Source organism: Corynebacterium glyciniphilum AJ 3170 (assembly GCF_000626675.1).
Classification (GTDB): domain Bacteria; phylum Actinomycetota; class Actinomycetes; order Mycobacteriales; family Mycobacteriaceae; genus Corynebacterium; species Corynebacterium glyciniphilum.
Genome location: NZ_CP006842.1, coordinates 1,980,832 through 2,004,182, shown reverse-complemented (window position 1 = coordinate 2,004,182; position 23,351 = coordinate 1,980,832). Strand labels below are relative to the sequence as shown.

Here is a 23,351-nt window from a genome sequence, read left to right as displayed (position 1 = left end):
CACTCATGGCTTTCGCCGCAGAACATCCCGTCCTCTCCGAGTCCGAGTTTCGGCCTGTCGGGGACGTGGAGCGCAGTGACTCCCGGTTCGAGGTCATCAGCGACTACGAACCCGCCGGTGACCAGCCGGCCGCGATCAAGGAACTCGATGAGCGGCTGACTCGGGGGGAACGCGACATCGTCCTCATGGGTGCCACCGGCACCGGCAAGTCGGCGACCGCAGCCTGGCTCATCGAACAGCAGCAACGCCCTACGCTGGTGATGGCGCCGAACAAGACGCTCGCGGCACAGCTGGCGAATGAACTTCGCAGTCTGCTCCCCAACAACGCCGTCGAATACTTCGTCAGCTACTACGACTACTATCAGCCCGAGGCGTACATCGCGCAGACGGACACGTACATCGAGAAGGACTCGTCGATCAACGACGACGTCGAACGTCTCCGGCACTCTGCGACGTCGAACCTGCTGTCACGCCGTGACGTCGTCGTCGTCTCCTCGGTGTCCTGCATCTACGGGCTGGGAACACCGCAGTCCTACCTCGACAGGTCCGTGGTCCTCAAGGTCGGGGAAGAGGTGGAGCGGGACCGTTTCCTCCGCCTCCTCGTCGACATCCAGTACGACCGCAATGACGTCTCCTTCACGCGCGGGGCATTCCGGGTGAAGGGCGATGTCGTGGACATCATCCCCGCCTACGAGGAACTGGCGGTGCGCGTCGAGTTCTTCGGTGACGAGATCGACAGCCTCTTCTACATCCACCCCCTCACCGGGGACGTCATCCGGGAGGTCGAGGACATCCGGATATTCCCGGCCACACACTATGTGGCAGGACCGGACCGCATGGAGAAGGCGATGGAGGACATCCGGGCAGAACTCGAGGACCGTGTCGCGGAACTCGAAGGCCGGGGCAAGCTGCTCGAGGCGCAGCGTCTCCGGATGCGCACCGAATACGACCTCGAGATGATTCAGCAGGTCGGTTACTGCTCGGGTATCGAGAACTATTCGCGTCACGTGGACCAGCGTGAGGCGGGGTCCGCCCCGGCGACGTTGATCGACTATTTTCCGGAGGACTATCTCACCATCATCGACGAGTCCCACGTCACGGTGCCTCAGATCGGGGGCATGTTCGAAGGCGACATGTCACGTAAACGCAACCTCGTGGACTTCGGTTTCCGTCTGCCCAGTGCGCTGGACAACCGGCCGCTGACCTGGGAGGAGTTTGATGACCGCAAAGGACAGTGCGTCTACATGTCAGCGACGCCGGGCGACTACGAGATGGCGGCGACCGGCGGTGAATTCGTCGAGCAGGTCATCCGTCCGACGGGGCTGGTCGACCCGAAGGTCGAAGTCCGGCCCACGGAAGGGCAGATCGACGATCTCATTGAGCAGATCCGTCAGCGCACCGACAAGCAGGAACGCGTTCTGGTGACCACGCTGACCAAACGTATGGCGGAGGACCTCACCGACTATCTTCTCGAACACGGCGTGCGCGTGCGGTACATGCACTCGGACATCGACACGCTCAAGCGTGTCGAGTTGCTGCGGCAACTCCGGCTGGGGGAGTACGACGTCCTCGTCGGTATCAACCTACTGCGCGAGGGGCTCGACCTGCCGGAAGTGTCGTTGGTGGCCATCCTCGACGCGGACAAGGAAGGTTTCCTCCGGTCGGAACGCTCCCTGGTGCAGACCATCGGACGTGCTGCCCGAAACGTCTCGGGTGAGGTCATCATGTACGCCGACAAGATCACCGACTCGATGCAGTACGCCATGGACGAGACTGAACGTCGGCGCGCCAAGCAGATCGCCTACAACGAAGAGCACGGGATCGACCCGCAGCCCCTGCGTAAAGCCATCGCCGACATCCTCGACCAGGTGTACGAGAACCGCAGTGAGGAGGGTGACGGGGCGTCGACAGGTTTCGGTGCGGACGTCAACGTCGCCTCGGGTGATTCCGGGGCAGCCGGGGCTCAGGACACGGGTTCCATGGCGCGGCCCGAACTCGAGAAGCTCATCAGCGATCTCACGACGCAGATGCAGGATGCCGCGCGGGAGTTGAAGTTCGAGCTTGCCGGGCGCCTGAGAGACGAGATCGCCGACCTTAAGAAGGAACTGCGCGGCATGGTCGAAGCAGGAATCTGACTGGGGTAGGCTTTCGTGTGGAAACCATCCACGATCACAAAGGGCTGGCAGTGAGCGATAGCACCACCTATGAGACCATCGTCGTCGGAACCGACGGATCATCGTCATCCGTCCTGGCGGTGAAACGGGCAGCAGCACTGGCCGCGGCATTCGATGCCCGGCTTGTCATCGGCTGCGCCTACTACAAGAACGCCGAGTCGGCGGTGAAAGCTATCCGGATGGACTCGAAGACGGTGGTCGGAGGGGACCCGGCGCAGGAGAACCTGGCAGCGGCAGTGGCTGCGGCCGAAGAGGTGGGCGCCACGAAGGTCTCCACAGCAGTGAAGGAGGGGGCGCCGGTGGACGCCCTCATGGCCATCGTCACCGACGAGTCGGCGGATCTGCTGGTCGTCGGCAACCGCGGCATCAACTCATTGACGGGACGGCTGCTCGGATCCGTGCCGGCGGACGTTGCACGTCAGTCCGACTGCGACGTGATGATCGTCCACACGGTGTAGTTCACGACGGCCGGTGCAGTTCCCGGACGTCCCGGGACAGGTCAGGGTCGGGGCCGTCGACGACGACTCCGGGGACGACGTCCTGGATCCGTAGCGAGGTGACCGGCCCGGTGTGCTGCCCGTCTTCTGTGGCCCACTTCTTGAACTGCGCTGCTGACGACGCATAGACGATACGCCCGAGGCCGGCCCAGCCGTGTGCTGCCGCGCACATCGGACAGTGCTCACCAGAGGTGTAGACCGTACTCCTCGACCGCTCGAGGGGGTCGAGATTCGTCACAGCCCACTGGGCAGCGGCGAACTCCGGGTGTCGCAGCGGGCTGGAGCCGGAGACCACCCGGTTGCGGTCAGAAAAGAGGACGTCACCGTTCTGCCCGACCAGTACCGTTCCAAAAGCATCATCACCTGCCTGGCGGGCCTCACGGGCAAGGCCAACGGAGAGGCGAAGGAAGTCACGGTCACGCTCAGAGATGGTCATAGTTCCATTCCTACCAGGGCAGCGGCAGGTCATGAACAAGACTCAACCCCTGCGTTGCGCGGGTGATTGCTACGTAGAGGTCGTTGAGCCCCTGCGGGGAGCCAGACACGATCTCCTCCGGTTCCACGAGTACAACCTCGTCGAACTCCAGACCTTTGGCCCCGCTGACATCCGAGACGAGCACGGTACCCGTCCCGAACTCCTGTTCAAGACCGGTGACACGCTGCGCAGCGGCGATGATACCTACCAGCCCCTCACCCGCACTGACCGTGGCACGGGATACAGCGTCGGACATCTCGGACATCAGGAATTCCCGGACGCCGGTCCCTGTCTCACGGAGACAGACGGGGCTATCCTGACCAGGTGCGACCTCGGCGAGGACGCGGGTAGCGATCTCGGCGATGTCCGACGGGGTCCGGTAGTTCACGGTCAGCTCGTGGAGTTTCCAGCGTTCCTTGACGAACGGTTCCAGCGCAGTGGCCCAGTCCTCGACACCTGCCGGGCTGCCGGTCTGGGCGGGGTCACCGACCAGCGTCATCCAGCGGTTGGGTGAACGGCGGAAGATCATTCGCCACGCCATGGCAGACAGTTCCTGGGCTTCGTCGACGATGACATGGCCGAACGCCCAGGTGCGGTCAGCGGCGGCGCGTTCTGCCGTGGACATCGACGACCGGACCCGCTGTCGCTCGGCGAGTTGTTCGGCATCGATGACGTCATACGCCATGAGAATTTCGGCGTCGGTACCGTCATCGAGATCCTGATAGGCCGAACCACTGAGGATGTCGAGCGCTTCCTGAGCTTCATCCACCTGAGTTTTCCACCGGCGACGCTCCTCTGCCTCGGCCTCTTCGGCTCCTGCAATACCAAGGATCTCCGCCAGTTCGTCCAACAGCGGGGCGTCTGCCTCTGTCCAGTCATCCGGAGCATCCTCACGGAGCAGGGACGCCCGGGTCAGGTCGTCGTAGTCGGTGGCTGCCGAGTCGATGGCGTCTCGCGATCCGTAGAGCCCGGAGAGCACCTCCTCAGCGGTGAGCTCCGGCCACAAGTCGTCGACGGTTTCGGCGATGGCGGGTTCCTCAGCCAGATCCTCACGCAGTTGTTCACGATCGGCGGCGGTCAGGAGGTTTTCGCCGCCGAGCGGGTCGGCACCGATGGAGTCCGCCATGGCATCGCGCATGAGATCAAGCACGGCATCCCGGAAACGGCTGCGAGCCAGGTTGTGCGGGCGGTGGGTCCGGCGGGCGCGTGCCCGCGCCTGTCGGGCGATCTGCGGAGTCAGTGACACGGTGACACCGTCGATGAGAAAGTCCACGGGCTGCTCGGGAACGGTCTGCAGGTCGCGCACGGCACGCGTCAGGATCTCGAGCATCTCCAATGAACCCTTGACTTCCTGGGTACTCAGTGACTCCGAACTCAGCGGGCGTGCGGTGACGCCGGGCAGCAACGAGCCTGGCGTGGCCAGAACGACACCGGTCTCACCCAGGCTGGGCAGCACCTGCGAGATGTAGTCCAGGAAACGTCGGTTGGGGCCGATGATCAATACGCCGGTATTCGAGAGTTGCTCTCGCCAGGTGTACAGCAGGTAGGCCGTCCGGTGCAGCGCCACAGCGGTCTTGCCGGTGCCCGGCCCACCCTGCACCACTGTCACACCGCGGTGGTCTTCGCGGATGATGTGGTCTTGTTCGGCGACGATGGTGTCGACGATGTCGTGCATGTGCCGATCCCGGGCACGATTCACCGCGTGCAGGAGCGCCCCCTCCTGCGCGACAGAGCCGTCTCTGTCTCCGTCGCCGGCGCCGCCTGAAAGCCGCTCATCGGCGACGTCGGTCACCGTACGGCCACGCGTCCGGATGTGCCTGCGGACGTGGACCCCTTCGGGATGGAGTGTGGTTGCCAGGTAGAACGGCCGGGCGAGGGGAGCGCGCCAGTCCATCAACAGGGTCCGCATCTCGTCATCAGAGGTGTGTAGACCGATGCGACCGATGTACCGACGGTCAAGAGCTGGCTCTCCGGGAACATCCATGACAGGGTTTTCCGGTTCATCGTCATCGACATCGATACGGCCGAAGAACAGTCCGATCTCTGCCGCGGAGAACTCGTCCAGGCGCCCAGCGACCTCATAGGTCTCGTGGTCGCGTTCCAGGAGCGTCTGCGGTTGATCGATATCGGCGCGACGACGCTGCGCTTTGCGCATCCGGTCGGTGAGGCGCTCACGGGACTCGTCGACGACAGCGAGCAGTGCGTCGAGATGTTCCTGTTCGGCGGAGATGTCGGGGTGCTCGGAAGGGGTGGCGCTCATGGTCTCCTGAATCTCTTGAAGGATGTCCGTCGCTCGCGCAACAGGACGACCATTCTACGCTGTCGGCGCAGCGATGAGTCCGCGCTCACCACCCTCGTGCACGCCACTCCTCCAGGTGCGGACGTTCTGTGCCAATGGTCGTGCTGTCCCCGTGCCCCGGGTGTACCCGGGCGGTGTCGGGAAGGCTGAAGCAGCGGCGTGAGACGTCGGTGAGCAGCGACGTGAAGTCCTCCGTCGTCTCTGTCTTGCCCACGCCTCCGGGGAACAGGCTGTCCCCGGAGAAGAGGTCGTCGGGGCCGTCGGGTCGCGGAAGAATGACGCCCAGTCCTCCGGCGGTGTGGCCACGAAGCAGAATCAACTGCATTCCGAGCGCGTTGAGGGCAGGGGAGGAGGTGGTGAAGATCTCAGGGGTGTCGCTGTCCGGATCATGGCCCCAGGTTCTGTCCACGGTGGCTGGGATTTCCGGGGCGTCCTGCGCCGAGGCATGATGGCGCGCCCCGGTGGCGGCGAGGACCTCGGCGAGTGCCTGGACATGGTCGTGGTGCCGGTGTGTGGTCAGCACATCGGTGATCTGTACGTCGGCATCGGCGGCGACTGCCAGAAGACGCTGGGCGTCGTCCGCGGCATCAATGAGTAGCGCATCGCCTCCGGCGCTGACCAGGTAGCAGTTGTTGCCCATCGGGCCTACTGTCGTCGTGGTGATCTGTGCGGATTCCATGGTCCCCACCATAGCTGTGCCGCTGCCGTGGCGGCACCGTTGTTTTCGACTATCCGTTCGACTGTGTGGGGGCCTTCACGTACGATGGCGACGCAGTGACGAACTTCCATGAAGGAGAACCGGGTGGCTGAGATCCTCACCGTGCGCGGAGCGCGGGAACATAATCTGCAGGGCGTGGACATTGACCTGCCGCGTGAGCGGATGATCGTCTTTACCGGGCTGTCCGGCTCGGGAAAGTCATCGCTGGCTTTCGACACCATCTTCGCAGAAGGCCAGCGCCGCTATGTGGAGTCGTTGTCCTCCTACGCGCGCCAGTTCCTCGGTCAGATGGACAAACCGGATGTCGACCTCATCGAAGGGCTGTCCCCGGCAGTCTCCATCGACCAGAAGTCGACGAACCGGAACCCACGGTCGACCGTGGGAACAATCACCGAGATCCATGACTACCTCCGTCTGCTGTTCGCCCGGACAGGTGTGGCCCACTGCCCGGAATGTGGAGAGCGTATCCAGGCACAGACGCCCCAGCAGATCGTCGACCAGATCCTGGATATGGAGGACGGGCTGAAGTTCCAGGTGCTCGCCCCGGTCGTGCGCACCAGGAAGGGGGAGTTCGTCGACCTCTTCGAGGACCTGGCTTCGGACGGCTACTCACGTGTGCTGGTCGACGGCGAGACGTACCGGCTCTCCGACCCCCCGACCCTGGAAAAGCAGGTAAAACACGACATTGACGTGATTGTGGATCGCCTCCAGGTCAAATCATCCCAGAAGCAACGACTCACCGATTCGGTGGAAACGGCGCTGCGGCTCGCGGACGGTCGCGTCGTCATCGACTTCGTCAGTCTCGAAGACACCGATGACAACCGATACCGTCGATTCTCGGAACACATGGCGTGCCCGAACGGCCACCCGCTCGCCATCGACGAACTGGAACCCCGGAGCTTCTCGTTCAACAGCCCGTACGGTGCGTGCCCGGTGTGTGACGGCCTCGGTACGCGCCTGGAGGTCGACGAGAAGCTGATCATCCCGGATGACGACGCGCCGATGCTGTCCGCCATCGCCCCGTGGGCGTCCAGCCCGAACCACAAGTATTTCGACAAGCTTCTCGCGGCCTTGGCGGAGAATATCGGCATTGACCCGCAGACGCGGTGGTCGGATCTCACGAAGAAAGAACGGAAAGCGGTTCTCCACGGCCATCCCGAGGAAATCACGGTACGCTACCGCAACCGCTACGGTCGTTCGCGTCAGTACTCGGCACCCTTCGAGGGCGTCATGCCCTATCTGCACCGCAAGATCGACCAGGCGGAAAGCGAGCACCAGAAGGAGCGCTATCTCGGATACATGCGGGAAGTTCCGTGTGCGACCTGTGAGGGGACCCGCCTTCGGCCAGAGATCCGCATGGTCACCATCAGCTCGGAACTCGGTGAGAAGTCGATCGCCGATGTCTCCGACCTGAGTATCGAAGCGGCGAGCGACTTCCTGAACCGGTTGAGTCTGTCGAAGCGTGACGAGATGATCGCCGGACGGGTACTGAAGGAGATTCAGGCAAGGTTGACGTTCCTCCTCGACGTGGGCCTGAACTACCTCAACCTGTCCCGAGCAGCGGCGACCCTGTCCGGTGGCGAGGCACAGCGTATCCGGTTGGCGACCCAGATCGGTTCCGGTCTTGCCGGGGTACTTTACGTCCTTGACGAACCCTCGATCGGTCTGCACCAGAGGGACAACAAGCGTCTCATCAGTACGCTTCAGCACCTTCGGGACATCGGAAACACCCTGATCGTGGTCGAACATGACGAAGAGACCATCAGGACAGCGGACTGGCTGGTCGACATCGGGCCACGTGCAGGGGAGTACGGCGGGAAGATCGTCTACGAAGGAGATCCGGACGGTATCGTCGATGCCGATGAATCGCTTACCGGACAGTACCTGTCGGGACGACGGGTACTCGCTGTCCCTGACAAGCGACGGCCCGTGGAGTCGACGCGGTCGATCACGGTGCATGGGGCGACCGAGAACAACCTCAAGGATGTCACCGTCAGCTTTCCTCTGGGGGTCCTGACGTGTGTCACCGGTGTGTCCGGTTCGGGAAAGTCCAGCCTTGTCAACGGCATCCTGGCGCAGGTTCTGGCCAATGAGCTGAACGGGGCGCGCCAAGTCCCGGGGCACCACAAGAAAGTCACCGGTCTCGATCAACTCGACAAGCTTGTCCGGGTGGACCAGAGCCCGATCGGCCGTACCCCCCGGTCCAACCCAGCAACCTACACCGGTGTCTTTGACAAGATCCGGACCCTGTTCGCGGAGACGACCGAGGCGAAAGTCCGCGGTTACAAGGCAGGACGCTTCAGTTTCAACGTCAAGGGTGGCCGGTGTGAGGCCTGTCGCGGCGACGGGACGCTGAAGATCGAAATGAACTTCCTGCCGGACGTTTACGTCCCGTGTGAGGTGTGTAACGGCGCGAGGTACAACCGGGAGACACTCGAAGTCCATTACAAGGGTAAGACGATCTCCGAAGTTCTGGACATGCCGATCAACGAGGCCGCGGAGTTCTTCGCCCCGATCACGTCGATTGCCCGGTACCTCGACACGCTCGTGGACGTCGGACTCGGATATCTGCGCCTCGGCCAGGCGGCGACAACGCTGTCCGGTGGTGAAGCACAGCGGGTGAAGCTGGCAAGTGAGCTGCAGAAGCGGTCCAACGGCCGAACCGTCTACATTCTGGACGAGCCGACGACGGGCCTGCATTTTGAGGACATCCGAAAGCTGATGTTGGTCATCCAGGGACTGGTGGACAAAGGCAACACGGTTCTGGTGATCGAGCACAATCTTGATGTGATCAAAGCCGCGGACTGGGTTGTCGACATGGGCCCCGAGGGCGGGTCGGGCGGCGGAACAGTTGTGGCGGAGGGGACGCCGGAGGACATTGCCTCGGTGGAGGCGTCCCACACCGGATTGTTCCTCAAAGAACTACTCTGACGGCGCCGTGGGGAGATCCCGCCGACGCTCGCGCAGAATGGCGGCACCCAGGAGAATTGCTCCACAGATGATGAAAACGGCAACCTGGATCAGGCCTGACAGGGCCGACAGGTCATAGAACACGAGTTTCGCCGAAGCCAACAGTGCCAGGGCGAGACCTGTGGCTCCGTTGTCTCGGGCGAGCATCGTGACTCCGAGTCCCATCCAGGTCACCGACATCACCAGGTGGCCCGCCATGAATGCGATGTCGCTGCCGCTTGCCGTCAGAAAGATCAACGGAATGGCCGAGGTGGCGACCACGAGCACCACCGCAGCAAGGACCAGTGAGATCTCTCTCGAGGCACCCAATCGCCTCGAGTACATCAGTGCCAGTGCACCGGGGGCAGCCATCAGCACGAGAGTCGGCCACATCAGCACAGGGGAGACATCTGTGTCCACCCAGGCCGGTAGTGCCCTGGGGATGGCGTAGGCGAGGGTGATGACAAAGACGATCCACACCAGAGGGACCGGTAGCCGGTCGGACAAGAGCAGCAGGGCCGTGGCTACTCCGATGAGTGCGATCATCCACCACAGTGATGCTGTGGCGTACGGATCATCCTGGCGGATCATCAGCACGGCGACAATGCCGGCGATGCCGCAGCACAGTGCCGCACGGAGCGCGGCAGCGGGGGAGTCGCCGTCCTCGTCGCCGTCCGGACGAAGCGATATCTTCGACATGACGGATCGGACGGAAGCGTATATGAGTGGAGTGCCGGCGATGAACAGACATGCGACCGTGGTGACGGTGACGGACAGACGGCCCGACTCGTCGGAGAGCAGGAGGAGAACAGGGACGGTGGACACCGGAATCCACCGGGACAGGGCGGATAGTCCTGCTGTCTGTCCTGACGTGGACCACGCCAGGCAGGACATCACGATGACACCGACGAGCGCACTGACCGCAAGAGTGCCCTGTTGTCCGTCGCTGTATAGGACGACTGACCCGAGCACGAAGACGACGGCGGATGACAGTGCGACTGCTTTCCACTCCCGGTGCCAGGTGGTCGCCGCTCCGAGGAGGGCAAGTGCAAGGAGCGACAGGGCGTCGAAGCGAGTCGACGCTGCGACCTGCAACAGGTGTACCACCGCCGGCGTGAGGAATCCTGTTCCGGCCAGAAGCAGGATCACCGCGAGGGGCTGATGTGACCAGGCCCAGGCTGTCAGCAGTCCGGCAGAAGCGATCCCCGCGACCAGAATGACGCCGAGTGCCGGGCTGACCCATTCGAGGCCGAATACCAGCACCCAGAGGTCAGTGAACATGCCGAGGATACCGACACTGATCAAGGCCGGTGCAGTGGGGCCGTGGGGACTGCGGCGGTGTATTACGAAGCTGCCGAGGATGAGCAGAAGGCAGAGCACGGCAGCGCCGGATACCGCGCTCGCCGGGCCGAGCCACCCGCGGCTGAACGCCTGAACCGCGAGAAAGACCAGTCCTATGACAGTGATGACACCGCCCAGCACAGACACCCCGATGGTGACCTTGTCCTTGTCCTCCAGAAAACGGGAGACCGGTCCCGGCGGTGTAGTCCCCGCCCTGTCCGCGGATCTCTGTGACCCTGGACGGGACGTCGGTGGCACGGGGAACGGCCCCGGTTCCTCCGGGGTAGAGGATCGAACCGTAGGCCATGATGTGGGTCGTGTGACGTCATGTTCTTCGTCGGGTGCGGCGGGTGCTGTAGGCGCTGTATCCAGTCGGGCCAGCAGTTCCGTGGTGAGCTCTGCCGTCTCGCGGTGCGCTGCTTCGGAGCGTAGGAGGGACGCCTCGAGTTGACGGCGCAGCATGTCGATGTCATGAGGTTGCCCCTGGGGCCACTCGGACGTGTACATCCTGTTCATGAGGTAAAACTACCAGGCGTGCACCATGGGAGCCGGAGTTTGTGTGTCCGGCAGTGTGGTGCTAGTGTCTTGGTTACTACCGCCTGTCAACGATGTCAGGCTGCAAGTGGAGTTACTCCCACCTGAGACCGCCTCTCCGGCAGGGCTCGGGTCACTGGAACGGTCGCTCATTACCACCTTGTGGGAATACGGCGACCGTCCGAGGTGCGGTACCGATGTACCGTCCGGGGGGATAACACTCGCAGTACGCGGTACACGTTTCTACCACTGCTACTGAGGAGTTCTCATCAGCGCACAAGCTCGCATAAACGACCGGATTCGAGTTCCCGAGGTCCGACTCGTCGGTCCGGGTGGCGAACAGGTCGGTATCGTCCGTATCGACGATGCACGCAAGCTGGCCTATGACGCAGACCTCGACCTGGTCGAGGTTGCACCGAACGCCAAGCCGCCCGTGTGCAAGATCATGGATTTCGGCAAGTTCAAGTACGAACAGGACCAGAAGGCTCGCGAGGCTCGGAAGAACCAGCAGCAGACCGTGGTCAAGGAGCAGAAGTTCCGCCCCAAGATCAGTGACAACGACTACGAGACCAAGAAGTCCAATGTGGTCCGGTTCCTGGAGAAGGGGTCCAAGGTCAAGGTCACCATCATGTTCCGCGGACGCGAGCAGTCCCGTCCTGAGCTGGGCTTCAGGCTGCTCGAGCGGCTGGCTGAGGACGTGCGCGAGTTCGGCGTTGTTGAGACCCGTGCAAAGCAGGACGGTCGCAATATGACGATGGTGCTGGGACCTGTCCGCAAGGGCAAGAAATAGTTCCCCGACCCCGGTCGGCACCTATCCACGAAGAAGTGAAGGATCCACGATGAAGCAGAAGACCCACAAGGGCACCGCCAAGCGCATCAAGGTCACCGGTTCCGGCAAGCTGCGCCGTGAGCAGGCCAACCGTCGCCACCTCCTGGAGGGCAAGCCCTCCAAGCGCACCCGTCGCCTCAAGGGCACCGAGGACGTTGCGCCGGCGGACGTCAAGCGCATCAAGCGTCTGCTGGGCAAGGCCTGAGCGCCTTCTCTCGTCTCGACTCGTAACCCGTAATTCCAGGAGCAGCCGGGGAGACCGGTAGTTCCCGAAGATCAAGAAGCTAGAAGATAAGGACGTCCCACCATGGCACGTGTCAAGCGCTCAGTGAACGCGAAGAAGAAGCGCCGCGAGATTCTCAACGAAGCCTCCGGCTACCGTGGCCAGCGGTCCCGCCTGTACCGCAAGGCCAAGGAGCAGGTCCTCCACTCCAAGACCTACGCGTTCCGCGACCGTCGTGCTCGCAAGGGTGAGTTCCGCAAGCTGTGGATCCAGCGCATCAACGCCGCAGCCCGCGCGAACGACATCACCTACAACCGCCTGATCCAGGGTCTGCGTCTCGCCGACATCGAGGTCGACCGGAAGAACCTGGCCGAGATCGCCGTCTCGGACCCGCAGGCATTCACCGCTCTGGTTGAAGCTGCCAAGGCCGCCCTCCCGGCGGACGTCAACGCACCGCTGTCCAACTAAGGGCACCGACGTTCTACCGCGTCACTGCTCCGTGCAATCCACGGGCGGTCGGCGCGGTTTTTGCGTATCCGCCCGTTGGAACAGGCTCCTCGGCAGGGGAGTTCCTCCTCCACGGTAGAATCGTCGACCATGACTGAATTCCCGTCCGTATCATCCTCCGCACGGCCGCTGGCATCCGACTGGCGGACCTGGATGGGTGACGAACCCTTTACCGAACGGACACCGCGCATCGTCAACGCAGCGAAGCTGCACCGTGCCGCGGCACGAAAGAAGGCGGGGCGCTTCCTCGCCGAAGGAGCCAACGCTGTCTCGGCGGCGCTGCGCTACGGCGACGTGGTCGAGGTCTACCTCACTGAACAGGGCCTGGAGAGCATCGGGGCCCGATTCGATCAGCTGACCGGTGACGACGTCCGCGGAGTCCGTGTCCACCTGATCACCGACCGCGCATCGTCCGCCCTGTCCGAGTCGGTGTCTCCCACCGGTATCTTCGCGTTGTGTCTAAGTCAGCTCGTTGACCTCTCCGAGGCGGTTCAGGGCGACCTCGTCGCGGTACCGGTGGAGACGTCAGAGCCCGGGAACGCGGGCGCACTGGTCCGTGTCGCCGACGCCAGCGGCGCGGCCTCTGTCGTCTTCGCCGGGTCGACAGTGGACCCTCAGGGCGGTAAGGCGGTGCGGTCCTCGGCCGGATCCCTGTTTCATCTCCCGGTCGCACGTCACACCGGCGTCGCCGATGTCGTTGACCTACTCCACGAACGCGGCTACACCGTACTGGCGACCGCTGGTGACGGGGATATCTCCCTTGACGCGGCAGCCGCGGCGCAGGACGGTGATGTCCCGCTGCTCGGCCAGAAGATCGCGTGGCTGTTCGGTAACGAAGCTCATGGTCTCGGTGACTGGCAGGACCTGGCGGATGTCAGAGTGTCGATTCCCATGGGGGGGAAAGCAGAGAGTCTGAACCTCGTGACTGCGGCAGCGATCTGCCTGTACGAGACAGCACGAGTGGCCAGAGGAGCATGACTGTGTGATGCACGTCGTGCCCGGCATCCCGTGGTGCGGGTGACATTGGTATCATCTTGAATCGACTCCAAAAGGGGATCGACCGGGACAACAATGAGTGCGAGGTGCGCTAGGTGGCTGACGACATCGACATGAGTGAGGCCGGGCTGGAGGCTGCGGCTGACGCCGCCGTACAGGCGTTTTCCGCTGCCGACGACCTGGATTCCCTGGCCGAACTGCGGCGCGCCCACCTCGGTGATGATGCACCTGTGCCCTCCGCGCGCCGGAACCTCGGTTCACTGCCGAAGGACCAGCGCAAGGACGCTGGTCGCCTCGTCAACCAGGCTCGCGGGCGGATCGAGAAAGCGTATGCCTCGGCGAAATCCGCTCTCGAGGAGAAGCGTAACGCGGAAGTCCTGGCAGCGGAGCGTATCGACGTCACCCAGCCGACGGCACGCGGCCAGCGGGGCGCTCAGCATCCGATCACGATCCTGTCCGAGCAGATCGCGGACATCTTCGTCGGCATGGGATGGGAGATCGCCGAAGGGCCGGAAGTTGAGGCAGAGTACTTCAACTTTGACGCACTCAACTTCCTGCCGGACCACCCTGCGCGGACCCTCCAGGACACATTCCATGTCGGCCCCGAAGGCTCACGGCAGGTCCTGCGGACGCACACCTCGCCCGTACAGGTACGGACGCTGCTCGAACGTGATGTGCCGGTCTACATCGCGTGCCCGGGTCGGGTATTCCGTACCGATGAGTTGGACGCGACCCACACCCCGGTCTTCCACCAGGTCGAGGGGCTGGCCGTCGACAAGGGCCTGACGATGGCACACCTCAAAGGCACGCTGGATCACCTGGCGCGCACGCTCTTCGGAGAGGATGCGGTGACACGGATCCGGCCGAATTTCTTCCCCTTCACCGAGCCCTCGGCAGAAGTGGATGTCTGGTTCCCCAATAAGAAGGGCGGCGCCGGCTGGATCGAATGGGGCGGTTGCGGCATGGTCAACCCGAATGTGCTGACGGCCGTGGGCGTTGACCCGGAGGAGTACTCCGGCTTCGCTTTCGGTATGGGGATCGAGCGGACACTGCAGTTCCGCAACGGACTCCCCGACATGCGCGACATGGTGGAGGGCGACGTCCGCTTCACCGAACCTTTCGGTATCCGCGGCTGAGACCGTGGCTGCGCCCTGTCAGACCCGGCCCGCGTCCCACTGCGGCACCACCCGGAACAACCCCGTAACAATCTAGAGGAACCGAGCACCCGTCAATGCTGATCTCACAGTCCTGGCTCACCCGCCTTCTCAAGACCTCCACCGCACCATTCACTGTTCCTGCCGAAGAGCTGGACGCCGGTTTCGTGCGTGTCGGATTTGAAACCGAAGGGTACGAGCAGATCGAGGCGACCACCGGTCCGCTGGTATTCGGACGCGTCGAGCACATCGAGGAACTCGAAGGGTTCAAAAAACCCATCCGTTACTGCGACGTGAACGTGGCGAAAGCCAACGGGTCCGGCGAACTCCAGCACATCATCTGCGGTGCCCGGAACTTCCGCGAGGGTGATATCGTCATCGTCTCCCTCCCCGGAGCCGTCCTGCCTGGTGGTTTCGAGATCAGTGCCCGGGAGACGTACGGCCGGACATCCGAAGGCATGATGTGTTCTGCCGCGGAGTTGGGGCTGGCGAAGGTTCAGACCGCCGGCATCATCGCCATCCGTGGTAGCGAGGCAGAAGACCCACGTATCGTCCTCGGCGCGGATGCACGCGATTTCCTCGGCCTCGACGACACCGTCTTCGACGTGAACATCACGCCGGACCGGGGATATGCGCTGTCGGCCCGCGGTCTGGCACGTGAGTTGGCCAGTTCCTTCTCTCTGACATTCCGTGACCCGGCCGACGATCCCGCAGCAGCGGCCCTGCCGACGGACCTGCTCGCCGGGCTCCCCCACGGGACCGACCGTGGCGACCTGCCGGAGATCACGGTTGACGAGGACACGAAGTGTGCGCGTTTCGGTATCCGTAAGGTCACCGGAATCACCGCAGATGCCGAGTCCCCGTACTGGCTCCAGCGGGAACTTCTGTTGTGCGGTCAGCGTCCAGTGAACGCGGCGACGGACATCACGAACTACATCATGTTCCTGCTCGGGCAGCCGATGCATGCCTTCGACGCCGACCGGATCACCGGAGACCTGCACATCCACCGCGCCCCCGAAGGCCAGAAGATCACCACCCTCGACGGTGTCGAGCGGACCCTGTCGGGGGAGGATGTGGTCATCTCCGATGCGACCGGGATCCAGTCGATGGCCGGGGTCATGGGCGGATCCACATCCGAGATCTCCGCCGCGACGACCAGCGTCTACTTCGAAGCAGCCCATTTCGACCAGATCACCGTCGCGCGGACATCCCGACGCCACCGTCTGTCCTCCGAGTCGTCCCGTCGTTTCGAGCGGGGCACCGATCCCGCGGTGATCGAGGCAGCTCTGGACTTTGCGGTCGCACTGCTCACCCGCATCGCCGGCGGCGAGGTGGAGAAGGGTGTGAGCCTCGTGGGATCGGTGCCGGACATGCCGGTCATCGACATGCATACCTCCCGTCCCGGTAAGACAGCGGGAATGATCTATCCGACCGGTACGACTGTCTCCCGGTTGACTGAGGTGGGGTGTTCAGTACGGGAAACCGGAGAGCGTGACGCCAACGGAGCCAAAGCGATCGAAGTGACACCGCCGACCTGGCGGCCGGATCTCACCATGCCGGCCGACCTCGTCGAGGAGGTGCTGCGTCTGGAGGGGCTCGACAAGATTCCGTCCACCGTTCCGACGGCTCCGGCAGGGCGTGGTCTCTCACCGCGCCAGCGTATGCGACGTTCAGTCGGGCATGCACTGGCCTGGAGCGGTTACGTGGAGGTGCTCCCCAGCCCCTTCGTGCCGAACGACGTCTTCGACGTGTGGGGACTCGATCCCGATGATCCTCGACGGCGGGCCGTGCGGGTTCTCAATCCTCTGGAGAGTGACGTCGCGACGATCGGTACCAGCCTGCTGCCGTCGATGATCGATTCACTGCGCCGCAACATCGCCAGGGGGCAGCATGACGTCGCACTTTATGGAGTAGAGCAGGTTACCCGCCCTACCGGAGAGTCGGGGACGTCGCCGATGCCGTCGGTCACCGCCAGGCCGTCCGAGGACGAGGTCTCTGCGCTTCTGTCCTCGCTGCCGGAGCAGCCCCTGAGCGTGTCCGTCATCGCGGCGGGTAACCGGGTCCTGCAAGGCACCTGGGGCGATGCAGTACCTTTCGAAGCGAGTGACGTGCTGGACGCGGCACAGACCATCGCCCGCGCTGTCGGTGTCGACATCACCCTGCGTAACACCGAGTACCTCCCCTGGCATCCTGGGCGTTGCGCGGAGATCCTCGTTGACGGTGCCGTCGTCGGCCACGCCGGTGAACTGCACCCCCAGGTCTGCGAGCGTGCGGACCTCCCGAAGCGGACCGTGGCCCTCGAGATGAATCTTGATGCGTTGCCGCTGGCAGAGTCATTCCCCCGGCCCGTGATCTCGCCATTCCCCGCTGTCAACCAGGACGTGGCGGTCGTCGTCGATGAGACGACCCCGGTCGCCGAGGTTCAGGCGGCGCTGGAAGACGGTGCCGGTGACCTGCTCGAGCATATACGTCTCTTCGACGTCTACCACTCGGATGCTCTGGGGGAGGCGAAGCGGTCGCTGACCTTCACCCTGAGGTTCCGTGCGACTGACCGTACGCTCACCGAGGACGAGGCCTCCGTCGCCCGCGAGGCGGCGGTGGCCTCCGCGGCAGATAAGGTTGGCGCCACGCTGAGGGGGTAACGGACGGGACATGGCTACCGGTCGGGGACAGTGACCGGCGATGCATAAAAATCGAGAAGATGCATAACTTGCGCCGAGTCCTTTCTCGGTGCATACTTGCACAATGATTTCCATTGCAGTCGCAGGCGCCAGCGGATACGCGGGAGGGGAAGCGCTCCGTCTCCTCCTGAACCACCCCGGTTACGGTCAGGACTTCGAGATCGGCGCCTTGACCGGTGCCTCCAACGCCGGCCAGCGATTCGGTAGCCTCGTCCCCGGCCTCCCGCAACTGGCGGACCGGATTGTCGAGGCGACCACCGAGGATGTCCTGGCGAACCATGATGTCGCCATTCTCGCGCTGCCGCACGGGGTGTCATCGTCGCTGGATCTCGGTGGGACCGTCGTGCTGGACTGCGGTGCCGACCGGCGTCTGTCCTCCGAGGCCGACTGGGACGCCTATTACGGGGGGAGCTATCCCGGTAGCTGGCCCTACGGCATTCCCGAGTTACCGGGAAACCGGCCGACGATCGCCGCAGCGTCCGGCGTCGCCGTCCCCGGGTGCTTCCCGACTGGTGCCACACTTGCACTGCTGCCTGGGATGGCCGCCGGGCTGATAAGCCCAGAGGTCTCCGTGGTCTCGGTCACCGGGGTCACAGGCGCTGGAAAAAAGCCCGCTGTCGAGCTCCTCGGTGGCGAGACGATGGGCAACCTCCGCGCCTACAAGGTCGGGACCCACCGGCACACTCCGGAGATCGCCCAGAACATCCGGAGGGTTCTTCCTTCTGGCGGCGAGGTACGCGTGACCTTCACTCCCGTCCTCGCACCGCTGGGGCGAGGCATACTCACCACCGTTACCGCACAGGCCCAGGGAAGCGCTGCCGAGCTCCGGTCCGCATACGAGGACTTCTGCGCTGGCGAGCCGTTCCTGCACCTCCTTCCCGAGGGCGAGCAGCCCGAAGTCAAGAGTGTGGTGGGAACGAACATGGCGCACATCCAGGTCACTGTGGCCGACGGGGTCGTGGTGGCCACCAGCGCGATCGACAACCTGACCAAAGGGACCGCCGGCGCAGCCGTGCAGTGCCTGAACCTGATCCAGGGCTGGAACGAGACCGCAGGTCTCCCGATGGCCGGACTCTGACAGAACAAGGACAACACCACCATGAGTGAAGAATTCGACCCGAACGATTCCGCTACTTTCCCGGACCACCTCACGGACGGGAGGGACACCGAGGACGACAATGCGGTCGAGAACACCATCCGGGCCCTCGGTGTGACTGCAGCGGCCGGATTCCGGGCAGCGGCGACCACCGCGGGTATCAAGCCGTCGGGTAATCCGGACATGGCCCTCGTCGTCAACGACGGCCCCGAATACACCGCTGCCGCCGTCTTCACCCGCAATCGGGTCGTAGCCTCCCCGGTGAAACTCACCCGCGCCAACAACGACGGGACGTTCCACGCGGTGATTCTGAATGCAGGGAACGCCAACGCCTGCAACGGCGAGCAGGGTGACCGGGATGCAGCGTCGACGGTACGTGCCGTCGCCGACAAACTCGGGGTCGCCCCCTCCGAGGTGGCGGTGTGCTCGACCGGCCTGATCGGGGACACCCTGCCGATGGACAAGATCCTCAGCGGAGTTGACACTCTTACGACAGAGATTCGTCGTGCCGACGCGGTATCCCCGGAGTCCGGCACCGCGGCTGCCGAAGCCATCATGACTACTGATCTGGTCAGTAAGCAGGCCGTCTACCATGGCGACGGTTGGTCTCTCGGCGGTATGGGCAAGGGCGTGGGCATGATGGCTCCGTCCCTCGCCACGATGCTGATCGTTCTGACGACCGACGCTCACGTCGAAGATCCCGCACCAGCTCTCACGGCATCCACGGAGGTCACCTTCGACTGTGTCGACATCGACGGTTCCACCTCCACCAATGACACCGTCATCCTCATGGCCAACGGTGCCTCGGGCGTGACCCCGTCGGAGGAGGAGTTCCGCACCGCGGTGCACGCTGTCTGCCTGGATCTCGCCAAGCAGCTCCAGGCGGATGCGGAAGGTGTGACCAAGCGGGTATCCATCACCGTGACCGGTACGGACTCCGATGAGGAGGCGAAGGTCGCGGCCCGTGTCCTCGGTCGTGACAGTTTGTTCAAGTGTGCGATGTTCGGTTCTGACCCCAACTGGGGGCGGACGCTCGCAGCGGTGGGTATGGCGCCAGTAGCCATGGAGCCTGACCGGATTTCGGTCAGCTTCAACGGTCAGCCTGTCTGCATTAACGCCACCGGCGCGCCCGGGGCCCGCGACGTCGATCTCACTGGCCCCGACATCGATGTGCTGGTGGATCTCGGAACCGGGGGAGAAGGCACGGCTACGGTCTGGACCACTGACCTCTCGCACGACTACGTGCACATCAATTCCGCCTACAGCTCATAGAGGAGTAGTCATGACAGAGCCCGACCCCGAGAAGGTCGTCTACCGCGGCGCTACCGACCTGGACCCGGCCACCCGGGCGAACGTCCTCGCCGAGGCATTGCCGTGGCTGCTGCATTACCGCGACAAGATCGTTGTCGTGAAGTACGGCGGCAACGCCATGATCGATGAGGAACTCAAAGCGGCCTTCGCAGCCGACATGGCTTTCCTGCGGACTGTGGGAGCGCATCCGATCGTTGTCCACGGCGGTGGACCTCAGATCACCGAGATGCTCAACAAGGTCAACCTGCCGGGTGAGTTCGTCGGTGGATTCCGGGTCACGACTCCGGAGACCATGGAATACGTGCGCATGGTTCTGTTCGGAAAGGTCGGACGGGAACTGGTGAACCTCATCAACCAGCACGGGCCCTTTGCCGTCGGCACCTCGGGTGAGGACGCCGGACTGTTCACCGCGGTCAAGCGCACGGCGACGGTGGACGGCGTGGAGGTCGATCTCGGCCGCGTCGGTGACATTGCGCACGTCAATGCCAGCGTCCTCATGGACCTCATCGATGCCGGGCGGATTCCGGTCGTGGCACCGTTCGCGCCCGACGAAGACGGCAACGTCTACAACATCAACGCCGACACCGCTGCAGGCGCCCTGGCCGCGGCGGTCGGTGCGGAACGTCTGGTGGTGTTGACCAACGTCGAGGGCCTCTACACCGACTGGCCGGACAAGAGCTCGCTGGTCTCCAGGATCGCACCGGACGAACTGGACAAGATCCTTCCCGACCTGGACGCCGGAATGATTCCGAAGATGGAGGCGTGCCTGAGCGCGGTCCGGACCGGAGTCTCGGCGGCCCACGTCATCGACGGCCGCGAACGACACTCCGTGATCCTCGAGCTCATGACCGAGGGCGGCATCGGGACGATGATCGCCCGTGACGACTGGGAGTCTCCTCATGCATGACACTGACTGGCAGAGGCGGTGGGAATCTACCGTCATGCCGACCTACGGCACACCTGTCGTGGAACTGGTCTCCGGTTCCGGCGCACGCGTCACCGACTCGGAGGGTCGTGAGTACATCGACCTGCTGGCAGGGATCGCCGTCAACGCGCTCGGCCATGGCCATCCGGCCCTCGTTGACGCTGTGTCACAGCAGGTGGCCACGCTCGGACACACTTCGAACATCCACGCGCACCCGCGGGTCATCGAACTGGCCGGCAAGCTCCAGGACCTGACCGGACCTGACGCGCAGGTATTCTTCGCCAATTCGGGTGCCGAGGCTAATGAGGCGGCATTCAAGATCACCCGCCTGACGGGACGGGGCCGCGTCCTGGCCGCGGAGCACGGCTTCCACGGCCGTACCATGGGTTCGCTCGCACTGACCGGTCAACCGGACAAGCGGGCACCGTTCGAACCTCTCCCGGACGGGGTGGAGTTCTACCCCTACGGGGATATCGACGCCCTGCGTGCACTCGTCGAGAAGAACGGTTGCGCCGGTGACACCGCTGCGATCTTCCTCGAGTCGATCCAGGGCGAGACGGGGGTCGTCCCCGCACCTGAGGGATTCCTCACTGACGTCCGTGCCCTGTGTGACGAGTACGGGATCCTCATGGTCGTCGATGAGGTCCAGGCCGGTATGGGGCGCACCGGGCGGTGGTTCGGCTACGAGGTAGAGGACGTCGTTCCGGACGTGGTCACCCTGGCCAAGGGTCTCGGCGGTGGCCTGCCGATCGGCGCCTGTGTCGCTGTCACTCCTGCTGCACAACTCCTGTCGAAGGGGCAGCACGGATCGACGTTCGGTGGCAATCCCGTCGCCTGTGCTGCAGGCTGTGCCGTCATCGACACCATCCGTGCGGAGAACCTGCTCGGTCACGTCTCCGCCATGGAGAAAGTGATCCGTGATGAACTGGAGCCGGTGGCGGCTGTCTCACACATCCGTGGACGGGGTCTGATGCTCGGCGTCGTGCTGGAAGAACCACGCCCTGGTCTCGCCGACAGGGCATGTACCGCAGGTCTGCTCGTCAATCAACCCTCGCCGGACGTCCTGCGTCTCGTCCCTCCGCTGACCATCACGGAGACAGACATCCGTGAATCCCTCGCGATGCTCAAGGAGCTGCTGTCATGACCCGTCACTTCCTCGCCGACGATGCCGTGTCCGTCGCCGAACAGGCCGAGATTCTCGACCTCGGCATGGAGATGGTCAAGGATCCTTACCGAAACAGCCTGATGAACAAGTCCGTCGCGGTCCTGTTCGACAAGACCTCCACCCGTACCCGGTTCTCCTTCGACGTCGGGATCAACCAACTCGGTGGGCACCCGATCGTCGTGGACTCCGGCAAGTCCCAGATGGGGAAGAAGGAGTCCTACCAGGACACCGGCGCCGTGTTGTCTCGCTTCGTCGACGCAGTCGTCTGGCGGACCGGGGCGCATCAGAATCTCCATGACATGGCGGAAACCGCCACCGTGCCGATCATCAACGCACTGTGCGACGACTTCCACCCGTGCCAGATCCTCGCCGACCTGCTCACGATCCGACAGCACAAGGGTGAGCTGAAGGGCCTCAAAGCCGTGTACCTCGGCGACGGAGCCAACAACATGGCCAATTCCTACATGCTCGGATTTGCGACCGCGGGAGTGGACATGACCATCGCTGCGCCGGCAGGGTTCCAGCCCGAACAACGGTTCATCGACCGTGCCCGGCTCCGCGCGGACGAGACAGGCGCGACCTTGACGGTCACCGACGTCGCGGACGTGACCGGTGCCGACGTCGTCATCACCGACACCTGGGTCTCAATGGGCATGGACGCCGGGCGGGACACTACGGCGCTGGTGCCCTTCCAGGTCAATGAGGAACTCATGGACACTGCGGACAAGGATGCGGTGTTCATGCACTGCCTTCCCGCCTACCGCGGCTACGAAGTCACCGCAGGCGTTATCGACGGACCCCAGTCGATCGTCTTCGATGAAGCGGAGAACCGTCTCCACGCACAGAAGGCCCTGATGGAATGGCTGCTGCGATAAATCATCCGTCACCCCTGACACGATCGGCCAGGCAGGGGTTGATTTCCCGCTTGGTCGACACGCGCAGGGTCGCCAGCCAACGTCAGCTCCAGGACCTGCTCGCCGCCGAAGGCGTGGACATCACCCAGGCCACCCTGTCCCGCGATCTTGTTGATCTCGGGGCAAGGAAGGTGCGGGCCGACGGGCAGTCGTTCTACAGCCTGGGAGCCACGGACACCGATCTCTCGGCGGACGGGCCGGCCCGGTTGCGCCGCATCCTCGTCGAGCTGCTCGTGGGGACGGACCACTCGGGTAACACGGCCGTCCTGCGGACCCCGCCAGGAGCCGCGCAGTACATGGCCAGCGTCATCGACAGGTCCGACCTCCCCGAGGTTGTCGCGACCATCGCGGGTGACGACACAGTGTTCGTCCTCGCCCGCGATCCCGTCGACGGGCGAGCGCTGGCCGAGCACCTGCACGAGATTTCAGTGTCGCCGGCACCGTCGGTGCCGTCACTGCCGTCCGTGCACGGTGATCCTGTTCCACCAGATACACTCAGCTGAGAAGCTGGGACACAATTCCACTGTTACACCCGCTTATTTCCCCTCTATCCGAAAGGACTG

General features: G+C 63.8%; 19 protein-coding genes. 15 read left to right on the top strand and 4 right to left on the bottom strand.

The annotated features are described in order from the left end of the window. The first annotated feature begins 5 nt into the window (after window positions 1-5). Window positions 6-2,135 (top strand): excinuclease ABC subunit UvrB, encoded by a 2,130-nt coding sequence (gene uvrB / locus CGLY_RS09410; protein WP_038548958.1) that lies wholly within the window; start codon window positions 6-8, stop codon window positions 2,133-2,135. 50 nt (window positions 2,136-2,185) lie between these two features. Next, window positions 2,186-2,632 carry a universal stress protein gene (locus CGLY_RS09405; RefSeq protein ID WP_038552315.1) on the top strand — a complete coding sequence of 149 codons (447 nt, stop codon included), beginning with the start codon at window positions 2,186-2,188 and terminating at the stop codon, window positions 2,630-2,632. Between the two features lies 1 nt (window position 2,633). Here the strand turns inward: CGLY_RS09405 and CGLY_RS09400 are convergent, their stop codons facing one another. The 3 genes from CGLY_RS09400 to CGLY_RS09390 all read right to left on the bottom strand — a co-directional run bounded on the left by CGLY_RS09400 (window position 2,634) and on the right by CGLY_RS09390 (window position 6,124). Continuing rightward, entirely contained in the window at window positions 2,634-3,101 is a 468-nt protein-coding gene (locus CGLY_RS09400; protein WP_407080811.1) for a nucleoside deaminase, read from the bottom strand. Window positions 3,102-3,117: 16 nt separating this feature from the next. Further along, on the bottom strand, window positions 3,118-5,406 hold the full coding sequence (locus tag CGLY_RS09395) for a HelD family protein (RefSeq protein WP_038548950.1): 2,289 nt from the start codon (window positions 5,404-5,406) through the stop codon (window positions 3,118-3,120). Window positions 5,407-5,491: 85 nt separating this feature from the next. After that, window positions 5,492-6,124, bottom strand: a complete 633-nt coding sequence (locus CGLY_RS09390) for an MBL fold metallo-hydrolase (RefSeq protein WP_227590233.1) — start codon at window positions 6,122-6,124, stop codon at window positions 5,492-5,494. A 123-nt stretch (window positions 6,125-6,247) separates the two neighbouring features. Between CGLY_RS09390 and uvrA the strand changes: the two genes are divergently transcribed. Further along, window positions 6,248-9,094, top strand: a complete 2,847-nt coding sequence (gene uvrA, locus CGLY_RS09385) for an excinuclease ABC subunit UvrA (protein ID WP_038552307.1) — start codon at window positions 6,248-6,250, stop codon at window positions 9,092-9,094. Here the strand turns inward: uvrA and CGLY_RS09380 are convergent. Beyond that, entirely contained in the window at window positions 9,086-10,969 is a 1,884-nt protein-coding gene (locus tag CGLY_RS09380) for a DUF2339 domain-containing protein (RefSeq protein WP_144313662.1), read from the bottom strand. The genes uvrA and CGLY_RS09380 overlap by 9 nt on opposite strands. Window positions 10,970-11,255: 286 nt before the next feature. On the opposite strand from CGLY_RS09380, the gene infC reads away from it, so the two are divergent. The 12 genes from infC (at window position 11,256) to argR (ending at window position 23,291) form a co-directional block, all read left to right on the top strand. Continuing rightward, a complete protein-coding gene (infC, locus tag CGLY_RS09370; RefSeq protein WP_075815431.1) occupies window positions 11,256-11,777 on the top strand; it encodes a translation initiation factor IF-3 in 522 nt (173 codons plus the stop codon). A 49-nt stretch (window positions 11,778-11,826) separates the two neighbouring features. Beyond that, window positions 11,827-12,021 (top strand): 50S ribosomal protein L35, encoded by a 195-nt coding sequence (gene rpmI, locus CGLY_RS09365; protein WP_038548938.1) that lies wholly within the window; start codon window positions 11,827-11,829, stop codon window positions 12,019-12,021. A 102-nt stretch (window positions 12,022-12,123) separates the two neighbouring features. Beyond that, a complete protein-coding gene (gene rplT / locus CGLY_RS09360) occupies window positions 12,124-12,507 on the top strand; it encodes a 50S ribosomal protein L20 (RefSeq protein ID WP_038548934.1) in 384 nt (127 codons plus the stop codon). Window positions 12,508-12,636: 129 nt separating this feature from the next. Next, window positions 12,637-13,524: a TrmH family RNA methyltransferase gene (locus CGLY_RS09355; RefSeq protein WP_407080789.1), complete on the top strand. Its 888-nt coding sequence runs from the start codon at window positions 12,637-12,639 to the stop codon at window positions 13,522-13,524. Window positions 13,525-13,655: 131 nt separating this feature from the next. Beyond that, window positions 13,656-14,678 carry a phenylalanine--tRNA ligase subunit alpha gene (gene pheS / locus CGLY_RS09350; protein WP_038552296.1) on the top strand — a complete coding sequence of 341 codons (1,023 nt, stop codon included), beginning with the start codon at window positions 13,656-13,658 and terminating at the stop codon, window positions 14,676-14,678. A gap of 95 nt (window positions 14,679-14,773) precedes the next feature. Continuing rightward, complete coding sequence (gene pheT / locus CGLY_RS09345) at window positions 14,774-17,338, top strand: phenylalanine--tRNA ligase subunit beta (RefSeq protein ID WP_038548929.1); 2,565 nt, start codon at window positions 14,774-14,776, stop codon at window positions 17,336-17,338. A gap of 103 nt (window positions 17,339-17,441) precedes the next feature. After that, on the top strand, window positions 17,442-18,455 hold the full coding sequence (gene argC, locus CGLY_RS09340) for an N-acetyl-gamma-glutamyl-phosphate reductase (RefSeq protein ID WP_038548923.1): 1,014 nt from the start codon (window positions 17,442-17,444) through the stop codon (window positions 18,453-18,455). 117 nt (window positions 18,456-18,572) lie between these two features. After that, window positions 18,573-19,745, top strand: a complete 1,173-nt coding sequence (gene argJ, locus CGLY_RS09335) for a bifunctional glutamate N-acetyltransferase/amino-acid acetyltransferase ArgJ (protein ID WP_038552293.1) — start codon at window positions 18,573-18,575, stop codon at window positions 19,743-19,745. Window positions 19,746-19,755: 10 nt separating this feature from the next. Beyond that, window positions 19,756-20,691, top strand: coding sequence for an acetylglutamate kinase (argB, locus tag CGLY_RS09330; protein WP_038548918.1), 936 nt, complete (start codon window positions 19,756-19,758; stop codon window positions 20,689-20,691). Then, the gene (locus CGLY_RS09325) at window positions 20,684-21,853 is read left to right on the top strand and encodes an acetylornithine transaminase (protein WP_038548914.1); all 1,170 of its coding nucleotides are present in this window, start codon (window positions 20,684-20,686) and stop codon (window positions 21,851-21,853) included. Before argB ends, CGLY_RS09325 begins: the two co-directional genes overlap by 8 nt. Continuing rightward, the gene (gene argF, locus CGLY_RS09320; protein WP_038548911.1) at window positions 21,850-22,749 is read left to right on the top strand and encodes an ornithine carbamoyltransferase; all 900 of its coding nucleotides are present in this window, start codon (window positions 21,850-21,852) and stop codon (window positions 22,747-22,749) included. The genes CGLY_RS09325 and argF overlap by 4 nt, the downstream gene beginning before the upstream one ends. Further along, window positions 22,734-23,291 (top strand): arginine repressor, encoded by a 558-nt coding sequence (gene argR, locus CGLY_RS09315; protein ID WP_081803859.1) that lies wholly within the window; start codon window positions 22,734-22,736, stop codon window positions 23,289-23,291. The genes argF and argR overlap by 16 nt, the downstream gene beginning before the upstream one ends. The last annotated feature ends 60 nt before the right edge of the window (window positions 23,292-23,351 follow it).